The sequence below is a fragment of the Mesomycoplasma dispar genome, from assembly GCF_000941075.1.
GTDB lineage: Bacteria > Bacillota_I > Bacilli_A > Mycoplasmatales > Metamycoplasmataceae > Mesomycoplasma > Mesomycoplasma dispar.
In genome coordinates this window covers 83,242-101,068 of the sequence record NZ_CP007229.1, presented here as the reverse complement: position 1 = coordinate 101,068, position 17,827 = coordinate 83,242, and the positions used below count along the sequence as shown (strand labels likewise).

The following is a 17,827-nucleotide window of genomic DNA, read 5'->3' as shown; positions in this document are numbered from 1 at the left end:
ATGAACACAAAAGTTTCACGACAATACGCGAAAATTTATGAAAATTCAATCGAAAAAATTTCGCTTGCTTTGGCGACACCACAAGATGTGCTTGATTGATCACGTGGTGAAGTTTATAAACCAGAAACAATCAATTACAAAACTTTCAAACCAGAGCGTGGCGGACTTTTCGATGAATTAATTTTTGGTCCACTTGTTGATTTTAAATGTTCAATTTGTGGTCGAAAATACCGAAAAGCAAACGAAAATCAACTTTGTATTACCACTAAAGAATGTCAAGTTTCAAAATCACAGATAATGTCAAAATTATCACGTCGTTACGCAATGGGACATATTTCGCTTAATGCACCGATTCTCCATTTTTGATTTTTCAAAATTGACCATTCTATTGTTGCTAAATTGCTAGGACTAAAAGTTTTTGAAGGCGACAAAATCACTTCCAACATCACTAAATCCGCGCTCGAACAAATAATTTACTATAAATCACATATAGTTTTAGAAACGGGCGGGCTAAAATCACTCCAAAAAAACAAAATTATCGACATTTCTGAAGCAGGTCTTATTTATAAAAACGCCCTTGTTGAAATTCTTGAATCCTACACCCCTGGAACCGATGAATACGAAGCAGTCGCAGATGCTTTATCCGAACTTACTGAAGTCGCATCAAGTAAAATCGGCCGTGAATACGGGATTGATTATTACGAACTAAACGAAATAATTGAAGAATTTTCACAGGCAAAAATTGCTACTGGAACTGCTGCAATCGAATATTTACTTGATAAATTAGACTTGCAAGCTGAAAAAGCTGAAGTCGAAGCCGAACTTGCAATTTTGCAAAAGCAAATTATTCATAACAAAAAAGTGGTTATCAAAAACCAAAAACGGGACAAACTCTATAAAAGATTACAGGTAATTAATGCTTTTATCAACTCAGGTCAAGATCCAAAAGCAATGATTATTAAAAATTTACCAGTAATTCCCGCAGATTTACGCCCACTTGTCCAACTTGATGGTTCCCGTCATTCTACAAGTGATTGCAACGAATTATACCGCCGAATCATTATCAGAAATAATCGGCTAAAAAGATGAAAAGATGCAGAAGCTCCTGTTATCATTATTCAAAACGAAATGCGTATGCTCCAAGAAGCAATTGATGCCCTAATTGATAACCAGAAAAAGACAAGTAACCAAGTGACAACCAAAGAAAATCGTCCTTTGAAATCAATTTCCGATTCCTTAACTGGAAAAAAAGGAAGATTTCGTCAAAATCTTCTCGGAAAAAGGGTTGATTATTCTGGTAGATCAGTTATTGTTGTCGGTCCAAAACTAAAAATGCACCAGGCGGGATTGCCGCGGAAAATGGCAGCGGTACTTTTTGAACCTTGAATTATCCGTAATTTAATTCAAGAAAAAAAGGTTGCCTCAATTAAATCAGCACGAAAAATGATTGAAGAAGAAAATCCAATCATTTGACCACACGTGGCAAAAGTCATCGAAAATAAGCCAATTATTTTAAATAGGGCACCAACTTTGCACCGACTTTCAATTCAAGCTTTTGAACCTGTACTTGTGCGTGCAAAAGCGATTCAATTACACCCGCTTGTTACCGCAGGATTTAACGCCGACTTTGACGGTGACCAAATGGCGGTTCACATTCCAATTTCCCCTGAAGCTGTTCGCGAAACTAAAGAACTAATGTTTGCTGATAAAAACATTTTAGGGCCAAAAGATGGCGAACCAATCGTTAATCCATCGCAAGATATGGTGCTCGGACTTTACTATCTTTCCCAGGAAAAAGCAGGGGCAAAAGGTGAAGGTTCTTTCTTTTCTACTTACGAAGAAATGCTAAAAGCCTATGAATTCCGATCAGTTGAACTTCACGCTCGGGTTGTTCTACCTTTTGAATCGGTTAAACCGCTTGTAGCCAAAAACATTCGTGGGCATATAATTTCAACAGTGGGGAAATTCATTCTCAACAGAATTTTCCCCGATAATTTCCCTTTCATTTTTGACCAAAAAGTTGATGAACTAGAAATTACCTACCGCGCCCAAATTAAAAAATACGTCCTTCCTTATGGAACAAATTTCCGTGAGTATATTAAAAATTTAAAAATTAACGAGCCTTTAAATAAAAAGACAATTGCCAAAATTGTTAGACAAATTTTTGATACTTACGACGGCGTTCTTGCCAAAGAAGATATTGCTCTCGTTATTGATCAACTTGATTTTGGAAATTACGAAAATTGCATTCTCATGTACGAAAAACTTCGTGATTACAAAGGTGAAAAACTTCCAATTTCACACCTTAGCAAATTAGCTGAATTTACAATTTTTGAATTCAGCCAACTTTTTAAACGTCAACAACAATCAGGCAAAACTGAAACTTACCGTGTTTTTGAAGACTATGAAAAAGTTGATCTTCTTGAAAAAATTTGGTTCAACTATAACAACATGGTGCCTTCAATTCTTGATAAAATTAAAGATTTAGGATTTCACTATTCAACTTTATCAGGAACTTCAATTGCAATTTCTGATATCAAAATCGCGCCAAAAAAACACGAATTTATCGCTGAAGGTGAAGATTATATCAATAAATTAAACACTTTTTATAATCAAGGTTTAATCACCGATGATGAAAGATATGTGCTTGCAATTGCCAAATGAACCCAAATTAAAAACGACATTCAAGAAGATCTTAGCAATTCCGTCACAAACGACAATCAAAATTCACTAGTAATGATGATGAAGTCAGGGGCAAGGGGAAATATTTCCAACTTCGTCCAACTCGCTGGAATGCGTGGATTAATGGCAAATAACGTTAAAGCACTTAAAGTCGATGCCGAAAACGAACGTGTTGTTCGTTCAATTGTTGAAGTTCCAGTTAAGTCTTCTTTCCTTGAAGGTCTAACCTCTTTTGAATTCTACTCATCCACTCACGGAGCTCGAAAAGGACTAACTGATACCGCGCTTAACACCGCAAAATCTGGTTATCTCACTCGTCGTCTTGTCGATGTTGCCCAAAACATCGTTGTAACTGCCGATGATTGCTTCTCTGATTTTGGTTTTGTGGTCAAAGATATTATTGACACAAAAACAAATACAATAATTGTGCCTTTAATCGAAAGAATTGAAGGTCGCTTTTTGAACAAAGATGTCTATGATTCTAAAGGAATTAAACTCGCAAGTGCGGGAACATTAATTAATTTACAAACTGCCAAAAAAATTGTTAGTTCTGGTGTTAAAAAAGTTGAAATCCGTTCAATTTTATCTTGTCATATCAAAAATAGTGTCTGCAAAAAGTGTTATGGTAAAGATTTAGCGACAAATCGACTCGTTTCAATCGGTGAAGCCGTCGGAATTATCGCCGCCCAATCAATCGGTGAACCTGGAACACAACTTACAATGCGTACTTTCCATACTGGAGGGGTTGCTAACGTTGAAGACATCACTGGCGGATTTACGCGTCTAATCGAACTAATCGACTCACACGAGCATCCTTGAGGTCGTCCAGCCAAAATTTCGCCTTATTATGGAACAATCACCAAAATTTCTGATCTAGCCGAAAAAAACGCGGCAAACAAAGGGTTTTTAATCTCAATTGAATACAAAACTTCACAAAACGAAAGAGCCGAACATATCGTTCGTGTCGAGCAAAGTCAGAAACTTCGTGTCCAAGTTGGTGATAAAGTTATCCCAGGACAAAAACTAGTCGAAGGTCCAATCATTCTTAAAGAATTACTGGCGATTTCTGATGCTCGAACTTTACAAAACTACCTTCTAAAAGAAATTCAAAGAATTTACCGTATGCAAGGAATTACAATTTCTGATAAGTATATCGAAATCATTATTCGCCAAATGCTTTCAAAAATTCAAATTATCGAAAACGGTGATTCTAATTTCTTCATCGGCTCAATTGTTGACATTAGTGAATACCAAGAAGTTAATGGTCAATTAATTTCTGAAGGTAAAAACCCAGCTTTTGGAAACATTATCGTCAAAGGTGCAAAACAAATTCCGCTCCTTTCTAACTCATTTTTAGCCGCTGCAAGTTACCAAGAAACTTCGAAAATCCTTGTTCATTCGGTAATTTCTTCACAAATCGACAAACTTGAAGGTCTAAAAGAAAACATTATCGTTGGACACAAAATTCCCGCTGGGACTAACTCAAATTATGAGTCAAAGTCAAAATTTGACATCCGTGATCCGTTTAGTTTCTTTATGAAAACAACCTCTCGTCAATAATAGTTTTCTAAAAACTGTATAAAAGTTAAAAAACACTGTATGAATTGGGAAAATTTAAGTAAAAATTACCTTTTTTGTAACAAAATAATCTCCAAAACCTCTTTAGATTTGGAGATTATTTTTGCAAAAATAATCGAAAAAAACGTTCAATTTATCTACTTAACCGGTTCTTACGGTTCAGGAAAAACTGATTTTGTCAAAAAATTTGCCGAAAAAATCGGTATAAAAACTAAAATCACATCTCCTTCTTTTAACTTTATGTTCTTACACGAAAAATTAGTCCACATCGATCTTGACAATTACCCTGGTGAACTTGATGAATTTCAAGACTATTTCAGTGAAAACTTCGTTTTCATCGAATGAGCAAACAAATTAAGCAAATTTGCAAAAAACTCAATTCTAATTAATTTTGAAATTCTTAATCTAGAAACAAGACAGGTTAAATTTTGTTGAAACTAATCTCAAAAAAAACCAAAAACACTCTATGTTTTCATAGAGTTTTTCTTCTTAAAAACGAAAAAACAGCAATTTCTTCTTGAAAAATATTTTTTTAATAAAAAAAATATTTAAATTCAATTATTTAAAATAAACTTTTTTATTAAACTAAAGTGCTAAAACTCACGTTTATAAACGTGAGTTTTTAATTTTGACTTTTTATTTCTAATTTAGTCTTTTAAAAATCAATTTCATATTCAAATTCCTAATTTTTTTCATTTGTTTGTGACATTTTTCTATCTATTTAATCATAAAAATAAAAATTTCAATTCTACAACAGAAGCAACAAACAGAATTATATGGTATAATTATAGTTTGCACAAGTCAATCGCAGGTATAATTAAAATAACTTTAGTTTTATAATTCTATTTTATTTATATTTGAGGAAAGTCCGCGCTAGCACTACCTGTGATGGTAGTAGTGTTCATGTTGGGTCTAATAAACCCAAGCTTAGACGACAAGTGCCACAGAGACGAGTTTATTTATTAATTTTTTATCTGTTTATATTAAATAATTGTCTAAAATTTTAAAAAATTAATAAATAAGGTGAAACGCGGTAAACTCCATGAGCTAGAAACCTAAATTTTGGTGAGGGAACCCAATTTCGGGAAATGAACTTCGATTGGGAAATTTTTTAAATACTTTTAGTTTAAAAAATTTAGACAAATGGTTGACTGATACAGAACGCGGCTTATTAGTGCAAAAAAACAGCGACTTTTACGCTGTTTTTTTTTTTTTTTTAAACAGTAAACATCTCAAAAATAAACGTTTTCATCAAAAATTGTATTTTTTTCCTTTCCTAATTATTTAAGAATTAATAATTAGGAAAGGAAGGCTAATTGATAAAAGGATTAATCCAATTAAAAAACCTAAAAAAATTGGCAAAAGGGAAAGTTCCTTTTGCTTTTTTTTAATAAAAGCATAGTCAATTTTTTGTTTTTCTGGTTTAAACCCACGTTTTTCTAGCAATTTATTTTGCGATTGGATTCTTCATCTATGATATGAAAGCGAAAAACTGCTAAACAAACCAAGTCTTAGTACAGTTGCAAGTGCAGAAATTGAAATTGCAATAAGGCCAACAATCGAAACCGCATCATATCAAGGCTTTTTTTGAACAAAAATAATGACTATCGCAACAATAATCAAAAAAATCATTCAAAATATAAAAGCCAAAATTGAACGCTTTTGTATTTTGCGACGAAAAATCGCATTAAAGAAAAATGACAAACTAAATCTCATAAAATAACCAAGGTTAACTTAAAAATAAATAGAGTTTTTAATACAATAATTATATATTAAAAACTCTATTTTTAGGTTAAGAATAGTTAAAATTAATAATTAGAAAATTAAAGCACTAATCGATATATTCTTTCCTAAATTTTTCAAAAAAAGCATTATAATCATTAACGTTTTCAGGTTTATCAAACAAAGCAAGCCCTTTGAAAGTTATACCTAAAAACTCTCTCGATGCATTTTCTTGCTTGTCAATCAAGCCTTGACGTAAAGATTTTGTAGTCCCAATTGTTAAACTTTTTGATAAATCTCAAACAAAATCATCTGGAATAGTTTCGCTCCATTTAAAAAGTTCTTTTCTACCTTTGTCTTCTTCGCTTGAATAGAAAGAAAAATTAATCACCGATTTTTTATCATCATTTTCTGTAACATTAACCGCTAAAATTATTGTTGCATTAGGATTGTTTAGAAAATCTTGTTCTTGTAAAAGTGGGTTTTTTGGGGTTTTTTTGGTAAGAATTTCAGTTTTATTTTCATTGTAAAAAAATTTCATACCACCGTTGTAAGTTGACTGTGTAAATTTAACAGTTGTAGCAACACCTTCAGAATTTCCGTTTTTTTTAGTTACTTCTTTTTGAAAATCAGCATTTATAACATTGGTTCCTTTTGCTAAAAAATGCGGCAAAATTATTAAACCTAAATTTTTATGATCTTCTTGTTCCGTTTTTAACAAAAAGTACTTCAAAAGTGGGTTTTTTGATAATTTTGTCGGTTTAAAAGCATAAAAAAGCGTTTTACCTTTGTCTAATTTTAGTTGTTTTGTTGAATCAGAATCCGTTTCAGGTTTTTCTAAACTAATTCCACCTTCAGCCAAATAAATTCCTTGATTTTTTGAATCTAAAAAAACTTTTTGACTAGATTTTTTTGATGGATCTTCATTTACTTTAAACTTTAAAGTCGGATTATTAACTGCAGTAATCGAAGTTAAAATCTCTTTCTTTTTTCCACCTTCATCTTCTTCTTTTACTTCAAAATTTGTTTTTCAATCTAAAAATAAATGCATTTTTACACTTTCCGCTAATGTTTTATATGCTGGATTATCTTTAGAAACATTATCAATTTTTGCTTCTAATTCTTCTTTTGTGATTCCTTCAGTTTTAATTTCCAATTTTAAAGTGTATTTATCTTTGAAAAAAGATGAAAGAAAAAGTGAAGTATGTGGTGGAAAATTAGTTTTTTCTAAATTTTCAAAAAGAGATTTTAAATAATTTCCCGCATTTTCTGATTTTTTAGAATTAGAACCAGTCAAAGAAACTGAATTTTTTTCAGATTCTACCGAATCTTGAAATAAAGTCGCAGAAACTTCTGTTGTTTTTGCTTCACTAGCAACTAAATTATCTTTTTTGTTAGCTGAAAAATTCAATAAATCAAAAAGTGGTGCTGCTGTTTTTGAAATATTTTTTAAATCAAGCGGTTTATTGAAAAGATGTTTGATTGTATTATCAATTGTTGATGCAAAAATTGTAACTGGTAAATCTTTTTTGATTTCAAAGTTTAAATTTTTAAGATTTTCTGCTGTTTTTGCATCAAAATTTTCAATTGCGTTTCTGAAATAACCAGAATAAACTGACTCAGTTGCATCAAATTCAAAGTCAAAATTGTAACTATATTGATTATTTTCCCCTAAATTTAGACCTAACGGTAGTTCGTCTTGGTTTTTAAAGCTACCATCAACTTTTAAAACAACAAAAACTGTATTTTCATTTTTAAGATCTTTTTTCGGTTTTTTAACAGAAAAAGTAACTTTTTTTGGCTCAAAATCAGGTATTAATGTCTTAATTTCTTCTAAAAATTTATTATTAGCATCTTGTTTTTCAGTAAATCAAGAACTAAATTGAGACAAATTAAGACTATCTAAACTAGAAGTATTAGCAAATAATTTAGCAACACTAGAGTTATTTTTTGCTAAATGTTTTGAAATTACGCTGTTAAATTCGTAGTTTTTCTTAAAGATTTCCAAAAATTTGTTTTCATATTTTTGATTTGTTTTTGGCAAATCAACAAAATTTAAACTAAATTTTTCAGTTTTTTTAGTTAACTTATCAAATAAAATCATACTTAAAATGATTTTATTCTCTTCATCGTTTACTTCAGTGAACATTATTTTTTCTGTTTGCAATTCTGGTTTTATTTCAAAATTTGAAGGCAAAAGAAAAATTGGTTCTGAATTTAATTTAAATGAAATTCCACCAAATTCTGAGAAAGTTTTATAAATTGCTTTTGTTGCATCTTTTTCAGTTTCACTAAAATTTTTAGCAAAAGATTTGTTAAATAAAATTGCAATTTCAGTTGCGGTTTTGCCCTGTAATGAATCTAATTTTGAAAGACTAATTGATGCTTCTAAATTTTCTGGAGAAAATTGAAACGATTTTTCCTGTTTTGAAAAATCAAGGTCAAATTTTGTAGTATAATTTACTGATTTACTTGAATTTGAAACATTAATTCCTAGATCTTTAAGTTTATTATCTTTTATTTGAACATCATTTTTGTTTGATGGTAAAACTATTTTAAACGTAAAATTAGGATATTTTTCACTTAATTGACTTAAATCAACTGCTTGATTTAAGTCAAAATTATAAGCTGCATCAAAATGCAAATTTAGTGCATCAAAGGCATTCAATCTTTTAGCAAATTTCTCTTTAGGTTTTAAATTAGTAACTAATTTATCAAATTCGGCACTGCTAAATTCAGTAGCACTTGATAAAATACTTGCATTTTTTGCATTTTTGTCAAAAGTTTTTAACTTTAAATTAAAATTTTCAGTTTGCACTGAAAGTCCATACGGAATTGAAACTGAAGCGCTAACAATTGCACTAATTCCAACAATTGCAAAAATTATATGCTTAAACTTTATCCTTTTCATAGTTATTTTTATCCTTTTATGAAGCAAATAGTGATTCTGGACTTTCGATTATAATAATTTTAATCGGTCTTGTCGAAATAATTTCTGGATGTTTTTTGTCATAAACATATAAAAATAAATTATACCTATCCTGATTTCCGATTTCTGCAGGAGAATTTTCAATTATTCCTGGGATTTCGGTAGGTTGAGTTGTTTCTTGTGATTTTTGTGCATCAGGTTTTTGACTATTTTTTGGTTTGTCCTTTTTAGCATAAAGCCCATAATTTTCGTAATTAAATTCAAAAAAACGACTAAATGGCAATCTTTTTATTTCATTATCAACTTTAAAAGGTTTGTTTTCAGATTGTTTTGTAGCCGCAAGTTGTAGTTGATTTAAAAAATCAGTATAATCAGATTTTTTCAAAAAAACAAACTGATCTGATGTCGGAAATTCTTTTGCAATTTCATCTAATTTTTCAACATTTTCAGATAATAATTTATTTTCATCATTAAGCGCAAGATCAAGTGTTTGTTTTCCAGTTTGGTGAACAACTGAAATTAAATTACCATTTTGATCAACAGGGCCAATATTGTATCAGTATTTCAATTTTAATTGATTTTTTTGCGATCCAAGCGCATCAACATTTGCTAAAACTGGCGTATTCTCAAGTTCAAATTGAATTTTATAATTAAAATTTTCACCTAAAGATTCTGTAAAAAGTCCTTGATCTTTTGTATAAACTAACGAATAAAATGCAGCTAAAAAATCAGTTAAACTTGTGATTTTATTTTTCTTTTTTTCAGTTAAAAAGTCGCCTTTTTTAATTGTCGAAGCCAATTGCTTAATTTGGTCAACAAAAAATTTAGCACCTAATTCGGTGTTAGTTTTCATTAAAGAAAGTGTGTTTTTAAGATTTGAATGAACATAAAAACTGTTTTCAAGTTTTTCATTTGTTATTAAATAGTCGTTATTAAATGAAAAAAGTCAGAAATCATGATTGTTTTTTTGACTTTCATCAGTTTTTTCTGAGTCAACAATTTTAATTTCAGCTAATTTTTTGAAAAAATCATTAGATTTTATATCGTCTGGCCATTGAGTTTTTTCTTTGTCAATTAATTTAAAATAACTAAGGAAGTCATACCAAAATTTGGCAACAAACTCAATATCTTTTTTTGCTAAAACTGCTAAAAAACGGTTAATTTCTTGACTATTTTCTAGAGTTCTGTTCCAAATACTTACAATACCTTCTGATTTTTTATCAGGAATTATTGTGGATTTAGCAAATTCTTCAGCGGTTGGCAATTTATAGTTATCAACCATTAATTTTAGACGGTCTTCGTTGAATCGATAACCATAATAACGTGTGTTTTCAAGCACTTTTTTCAATTTATCAAACTTATTTGACTGAAGTAAACTTAAAATTTCTTCTTTTGGAATTCCTTTATGATTTGAAATTCACTTTTCTGCTTTTGGTTCAAATTCAAACTTGGTTTTTTTAATTTGATCAGCAAATTTATCATCGTTTTTTGCTAATAATTCAAGGTTTTCAACATTTTGTGAAAAATCTTTTTCAGCAATAACTTCGTCTTTTTGATTTTTTACTTGGATTTTTCCAGCAATTTTAGCAACAATTTTGTTTTTGTCAATCGCTAATTTTGTTGAATCAGCGTCTAATTTCACGTCTAATTTTAAATATTTGGAAATTTGTGAATAATCCAGACCGGATAATTTATCATCAAATTCCACTTTTGACAAAATTGGAGTTTTAACAATTTTTGAAACTAGTGAACCTAAAAAATCTTCTCTTTCTTTTTCCGTTGCAAAAACTTGATTATTATAATAATTTAGAAAATCTCATCCGTTAACTGAATTAGCAGAATTTTGACTTGAATTTGTAGTTGGAAAATAGTCGTTTTCGGAAAATTGAGATATTTTAATATTTTTGGTAATTGATTTATCAAGGAAGATATTGTTTAAATCTAGCGCGATTCCAAAATGATATTTTGCGTTTTTAGTAAAATCTGCAGCGATTTCTTTAGCAAAATTTGGTGTAAAAGTTGCATAAAACGTTAATTTATAAACACCACGTTGTCCAGTTTTTGCAAGGTAATTCTCACCTAAAATCTGATCTTTTGTTAGTTTAATTTCATAGCGAGATTTTCGAAGACCACTTTCATCAACGAAAGCAAAACTTTCATCGTTAAGAATTTCGCCAATAATTTCTTCTAAATTGAAATATTTGTTAATGATATTTCTTGCTTCATCAGCGTTTTTTGCTGCATTTACCTTATTTTCAAAATCCTCAATTGGAATTAGTTTTGTTAATTCTTTTTTAGTTGAAAAGCGAAATTCCTGATTTGAATAAGGTCTTAATTTCTTTAATTTTTCTTCAGAAAAAGTTGCAAAATTGGAAAGTGAATAATCAGGAACGAAACTATAAGCAACTTTTTGCTTGTAAAGATCTGAAGTCGCAACTTTATTATTTGACAAATCTTGCAAAAGTCGGTAGTAAATTTCAAAAGATTGTTCTTGATCTAAAGGTTTTAAGTCAAGAATATCAAGTTTAAATCGCTTTCAGTCATAATCAGTTGCAAAATTGATCGGCAAATTAGCGTTATTTCTTTGATAAAAATCAAAAAACTGGCTAAAATCAACGCCAGTTTTTTTGGTATTGTCTTCGTTAAAAAGTTGTTTTTTTACATCAAAATAACTCGAATTTGCTGTTTGATATTGATCTTTGAGACTAATATTAGAGATCAATTTTGCCTGATTTTGAACTTGAAGTAATGGATTTGCGGTTTTTAAATTCGCAACAGTAACAAGTGGAATTGCAATTATTGCTGTAGCACCAAAAAAAGTTAGAACTAATGCAAAGATATTTTTCTTTGTCAAGATAAGATTTTTTCTAGTTCTAGTTTTATAGTTTTGCTTCATATCTATAATTTAAAATAAACTCCAAAAAAACAAAAAACACACTTAAAATGAAGGTGCGTTTTTTAAAATTATAACATAAAAAGCAGTTAGACTATTTAAACTTGAAAAAGTAATTATTCAATGTATTGTTTTCTGAATTTTTCAAAAACATCATTATATTCTTGATCAGTTTTTGGTTTTTCAAATAGAGCAAAACCTTTGAAAGTTATTCCGGTGAATGAACGAACTAATCTTTGGTTTTCGTCGATCTTTTTTTGATTATCAGATTTTGTAGTTCCAAATGTTAAAGATTTTGAAAAATCTCATTGAATGTCGGAAGGAATTTCTCGTTCTCATATAAATCTCGGAACTTTTCCTTTCTCGTATTCGCTTGAATAAAATTTTAGTTCCAAAACTGATTTTCCATTTTTTTCAACAACATTAGCAGCTAAAATTATAGTTGCATTCGCATCATTAAGAAAATCATGAAAAGCATTAAGATTATTTTTTACTTTTAAATCAACTTCGAGAGAAATTTGACCATTACTAAATTTAGGTTCTAATTTATATTCTCCATTAAATGTGTTTTGAAATCCTGCTTTTTTATGGTTAAAATTAAGAAAATTATTTTGAGGTTGTTTATTTTTCTCCTCGAAATCAGCGCCAATTTTATTAAATTGATCCATGCCTAATTCTGGTTCAATAATTAAATTAAACTTATTACCGTCATTATTAGCTTGAAGTAAAAAATATTGAATTACCATCATCCGCGACAATTTTGTTGGCTTGAATGCATAAAAAAGTGTTTTACCCTTTTCTAACTTAAGATTTTCAGTTTCTTTTTTATCTTTAGGTGTGTTTTCAAGAGAAATCCCACCTTCAGCTAAATAAATTCCTTGATTTTCGGGGTCAAGATAGACTTTTTGTTTAGACTTTTCTGATGGTTCTTTATTTACGTTAAACTTCAAATTAGGATTATTAACCGCTGTTATCGAAGTTAAAACCTGTTTTTGGCCTTTGCCTTCACCCTCGCTTTTGGTTTCAACATTTGTTCTTCAATCTAAAAATAAGTGCATTTTTACGCTATCTACAAGTGATTTATATGCGTTATTATCTTTAGAAACTTTATCAATTTCGATTTCTAATTCTTCTTTTGTAATTCCATCGGTTTTAATTTCTAATTTTAAAGTGTATTTATCTTTGAAAAATGTTGAAAGAAAAAGTGAAGTATTTGGTGGAAATTTTACCTTTTCTAAATTTTCAAAAAGGGTTTTTAAATAATTTCCCGCATCTTGTGATGATGCAGGTTTAGGAATATTAGTTGATAAAGTTGAACTTTCTGAATTTTGACTCGCCCCATTTTCTCCTGTATCCTGGAATAAAGTTGTTGAAACTTCGGCTTGTTTTGGGCTTAAAACTTCTTTGCGATTGGCGGAAAAATTAAGGAAATCGAAAAGCGATGCGGCTGTTTTTGTAATATTTTTCAAATCAAGTGGCTTATTTAAAAGATGTTTAATTCGATTGTCAATTGTTGATGCAAAAATTGTAACTGGTAAGTCTTTTTTAATTTCAAAACTTAAATTTTCAAGATTTTCGGCCGTTTTTGTATCAAAAGTTTCAATTGCATTTCTGAAATAACCAGAATAAATTGACTCTGTTGTATCAAAATTGAACTCAAAATTGTAACTATATTCGTTATTTTCACCTAATTTCAGCCCAGCAGGAAGTTGATCTTGATTCTTAAAGTTTCCATCAACTTTTAAAGCAACAGTAACTAAATTGTCCTTTTCAGCTGATTTTTCAGCTTTTTTAACAGAAAAAGTAACGTTTTTTGGTTCAAAGTTAGGAATTAATGTCTTAATTTCATTTAAAAAATTAGCATCAGCATTTGATTTTGCTTTGAATCAGGCGCTAAATTCTGACAAATTAAGATTTTTTAATTCTGTAGTTTTATCGAATAATTTCGCAACATTAGAGTTATTTTTTGCTAAATATTTTGAAATTACACTGTTAAATTCGTAGTTTTTCTTAAAAATTTCCAAAAATTTAGCTCCGTATTCTTGACTTGCCTTTGGCAAATCAAGAAATTTAAGTGGAAATTTATGTTCTTTTTTAGTTAATTTTTCAAGTAAAACTAAATTCAGAATAATTTCATTTTGCCCATCATTAACTGAATTAAAAGATAATTTTTCAGTTTGTATTTCTGGTCTTATTTCAAAATTAGACGGTAGAACAAAAAGCGGGTCTGAATTTAGACTAAAAGAAACTCCGCCAAATTGTGAAAAAGTTTTATACAAAGCTTTTGTTTCATTGTTAGTCTCACTAAAGTTTTTTTGAAAATTTTTATTAAACAAAATTGCTGTTTCAGTTGCAGTTTTACCTTCTAAAAATTTTAGTTTAGAAAGACTAATTGAAGCAGAGAAATTTTCTGGAGAAAATTGAAAGGATTTTTCCTGTTTTGAAAAATCTAAATCAAATTTTGTGGTATAATTTATCGATTTAGTAGCATTTGAAACGTTAATTCCAAGGTTTTTAAGCACATTTTGCTTAATTTCAATAGCAGATTTGCTCTCTGGTAAAACCAATTTAAACAATAAATCAGGGTATTTTTTGCTTAATTCACTAAAATCAACTGCATCATTTAAGTCAAAATTATAAACATTGTCAAAATGCAAATTTAGAGCATCATAAGCGTTTAATCGCTTTGCAAATTTTTCTTTAGGTTTTATTTGAGTAACTAATTTATCAAATTCAGCACTATTAAACTGAGTTGTGCTTGCTAAACTTTTTGCACTAGATGCATCTTTGGTAAATATTTTTAATTGTGAATTGAAATTTTCTGTTTGCACTGAAAGTGCATACGGAATTGTTGCGCCAATACTTGCAATCGCGCTAATTCCAATAATTGAGAAAATTATATGCCTAAATTTTATTTTTTTCATTATTTGCGCGCTCTCTTTTAAACTAAACTGTTGTGTTAAGCAATGACTGTGGACTTTCAATTATAACAACTCTAATTGGTGCTGTTGATCTAACGTTTGGATTTTGTTTATTATAAACATACAAAGATAATCTGTATCTATCTTGATTTCCAAGTTCTGCAGGTCAATTTTCGATAATTCCTGGGATTTCTTCAGGTTGAGTTGACTGCGGTTTAGTCACAGTTTCTTCAGTAATTTTTTTCTCTTTTACTGCATAAAGTCCATAATTTTCGTAATTATATTTGAAAAAGAGACTAAATGGTAATTTTTTAATTTCGTTGTCAATGTTAACGTTTGTTCCTTCTGGATGTTTGTTAACCGCAACTTGTATTTGTTTTAAAATATTTGTATAATCTTCTCTAGTTAAAAACACAAACTGGTCTGAAGTTGGAAAAGATTTAGCAATTTCATCTAATTTTTCAACACTTTCAGTTAATAATTTATTTGTTTCATTAACTGGAAGAGTGAGGGTTTCTTTTTTAGTTTCATGAACAACAGAAATTAAATCACCATTTTTATCAATTGGCCCAATATTGTATCAATATTTTAATTTTAATTGATTTTTTTGTGTTCCAAGCCCATCAACATTTGCTAAAACTGGTGTTTCATCTAGTTCAAATTGAATTTTATAACCAAAATTTTCACCAAGAGATTCGGTGAAAAGTCCTTGATCTTTTGAATAAACTAATGAATAAAATGCGACTAAAAAAGATGTTAAGTCTTTAATTTTGTTATTTTTAGCTTTTGAATTATCTGAAAAATCTTTTGGTTGAATAGTTTTAGAAAGTTGGCGAATTTGGTCAACAAAAAAATTTGCACTTAATTCGGTGTTAGTTTTCATTAATGACAAAGTGTTTTTAAAATTTGAATGGAGATAGAAACTGTTTTTCAAATAGTCATTGGAAATTAAATAATCATTATTGATTGAAAAAAGTCAGAAATTTGGTTCGTTTTGATTTGCAGTTTGCCCGTTAGTTTCAGGTTTTACTGAATCAACAAGGTTGATTTTACCTAATTTTTGAAATAAATCTTTTGTTGTATACTCTTCAGGTCAAGGAGTTTTTTCCTTGTCAATTAAATTGAACTGACTAAGAAGATCGAATCAAAATTTAGCAACAAATTCAACATCTTTTTTTGCTAAAGTAGCAAAAAAACGGTTAATTTCTTGTGTGTTTTTTAGCGAACTATTTCAAATACTTACAATTCCTTCTGGTTTTTTTTCAGGAATTATTGTGGATTTAGCAAATTCTTCAGCAGTTGGCAATTTGTAATTATCAACCATTAACTTTAGACGGTCTTCGTTAAATCGATAACCATAATAACGTGTGTTTTCAAGCACTTTTTTCAATTTATCAAATTTATTTGACTGAACTAAACTTAAAATTTCTGCTCTTGGAATTCCTTGATGTTCTGTGATTCACTTTTCTGCTTTTGGTTCAAATTCAAACTTGGTTTTTTTGATTTCATCAGCAAATTTATCATCGTTTTTTGCTAATAATTCAAGATTTTCAACATTTTGTGAAAAATCTTTTTCAGCAATAACTTCGTCTTTTTGATTTTTTACTTGGATTTTTCCAGCAATTTTAGCAACAATTTTGTTTTTATCAATCGCTAATTTTGTTAAATCAGGATCTAATTTCACGTCTAATTTTAAATATTTGGAAATTTGCGAATAATCAAGACCAGCTAATTGTTCTCCAAATTCCACTTTTGACAAAATTGGTGTTTTAACAATTTTTGAAATTAGTGAACCTAAAAATTCTTCTCTTTCTTTTTCCGTTGCAAAAATTTGGTTGTTATAGTAATTTAAAAAATGTCAACCATTTACTGAATTACTTGAATTTTGACTTTGATTTGTAGTTGAAAAATAGTCATTTTCGGAAAATTGAGATATTTTAATATTTTCCGTGATTGATTTATCAAGGAAAATATTGTTTAAATCTAGCGCGATTCCAAAGTGATATTTTGCATTTTTTGTAAGATCAGCACCAATTTCTTTTGCAAAACTAGGTGTAAAAGATGCATAAAATGTCAATTTATAGACACCGCGTTGTCCTGTTTTTGCAAGGTAGTCCTGACCCAAAATTTGGTCTTTTGTTAGTTCGATTTGATAACGAGAATTTTTAAGACCATTATCACCAACAAATGAAAAGCTGTCGTTATTAAGAATTTCGCCAATAATTTCTTCTAAATTAAAGTATTTATTAATAACTTTTCTTGCCTCAGAAGCGTTTTTGGCTGAATTAACTGCGTTTTCAAAATCCTCAATTGGAATTAGTTTTGTTAATTCTTTTTTAGTTGAAAAGCGAAATTCCTGATTTGAATAAGGTCTTAATTTCTTTAATTTTTCTTCAGAAAAAGTTGCAAAATTGGAAAGTGAATAATCAGGAACAAAACTATAAGCAACTTTTTGCTTATAAAGATCTGAAGTTGCAACTTTATTATTTGGTAAATCTTGCAAAAGTCGGTAGTAAATTTCAAAAGATTGTTCTTGATCTAAGGGTTTTAAGTCAAGAATATCAAGTTTAAATCGCTTTCAGTCATAATCGGTTGCAAAATTAATCGGCAAATTAGCGTTACTTTTTTGGTAAAAATCAAAAAACTGGCTAAAATCAACGCCAGTTTTTTTAGTATTATCTTCGTTAAAAAGTTGTTTTTTTACATCAAAATAACTTGAATTTGCTGTTTGATATTGATCTTTGAGATTAATATTAGAGATCAATTTTGCCTGATTTTGAACTTGAAGCAATGGATTTGCGGTTTTTAAATTCGCAACAGTTACAAGTGGAATTGCAATTATTGCTGTTGCAGCAAAAAAAGCAAAACCTAAAGCGAAGATGTTCTTTCTCGATAGGTTAACTTTTTTTTTTTTTTTGTTGTGTTGTTATTTAAATAATTTTGCTTCATACTAGTAACTCAAAACAGCCTTTCAAAATAATAAAAAATCTAATCTAAAATTAGAATGTATTATATAGACTAGATAATTTAATTATAGCATATAAGTTAATATATCCTAAACTAAAAAATTTATTTTTATTAGTAGGTAAAAATAAAGAAATT

Annotated in this window: 7 protein-coding genes and 1 other RNA gene; 3 read left to right on the top strand and 5 right to left on the bottom strand. The window is 29.3% G+C overall.

The window, feature by feature from the left end; translation table 4 throughout:
* The 3 genes from MDIS_RS00380 (at position 1) to rnpB (ending at position 5,436) form a co-directional block, all read left to right on the top strand.
* Positions 1-4,242 carry a DNA-directed RNA polymerase subunit beta' gene (locus tag MDIS_RS00380; RefSeq protein ID WP_044635161.1) on the top strand — a complete coding sequence of 1,414 codons (4,242 nt, stop codon included), beginning with the start codon at positions 1-3 and terminating at the stop codon, positions 4,240-4,242.
* Positions 4,243-4,350: 108 nt separating this feature from the next.
* Positions 4,351-4,701 (top strand): tRNA (adenosine(37)-N6)-threonylcarbamoyltransferase complex ATPase subunit type 1 TsaE, encoded by a 351-nt coding sequence (locus MDIS_RS00375; RefSeq protein WP_232034177.1) that lies wholly within the window; start codon positions 4,351-4,353, stop codon positions 4,699-4,701.
* A 397-nt stretch (positions 4,702-5,098) separates the two neighbouring features.
* Positions 5,099-5,436: RNase P RNA component class B (gene rnpB / locus MDIS_RS04035), an RNA gene on the top strand.
* Positions 5,437-5,544: 108 nt separating this feature from the next.
* Here the strand turns inward: rnpB and MDIS_RS00365 are convergent.
* From MDIS_RS00365 to MDIS_RS00345, 5 genes are all read right to left on the bottom strand, one after another.
* A complete protein-coding gene (locus MDIS_RS00365) occupies positions 5,545-5,976 on the bottom strand; it encodes a DUF3899 domain-containing protein (RefSeq protein WP_044635158.1) in 432 nt (143 codons plus the stop codon).
* Between the two features lie 115 nt (positions 5,977-6,091).
* Positions 6,092-8,893, bottom strand: coding sequence for a P110/LppT family adhesin N-terminal domain (locus MDIS_RS00360; RefSeq protein ID WP_044635157.1), 2,802 nt, complete (start codon positions 8,891-8,893; stop codon positions 6,092-6,094).
* Positions 8,894-8,909: 16 nt separating this feature from the next.
* A complete protein-coding gene (locus MDIS_RS00355; protein WP_044635156.1) occupies positions 8,910-11,807 on the bottom strand; it encodes a P97 family adhesin in 2,898 nt (965 codons plus the stop codon).
* Positions 11,808-11,920: 113 nt separating this feature from the next.
* Positions 11,921-14,728, bottom strand: a complete 2,808-nt coding sequence (locus MDIS_RS00350) for a P110/LppT family adhesin N-terminal domain (RefSeq protein ID WP_044635155.1) — start codon at positions 14,726-14,728, stop codon at positions 11,921-11,923.
* A gap of 22 nt (positions 14,729-14,750) precedes the next feature.
* On the bottom strand, positions 14,751-17,558 hold the full coding sequence (locus MDIS_RS00345; RefSeq protein ID WP_408605785.1) for a P97 family adhesin: 2,808 nt from the start codon (positions 17,556-17,558) through the stop codon (positions 14,751-14,753).
* Positions 17,559-17,827 lie beyond the last annotated feature (269 nt).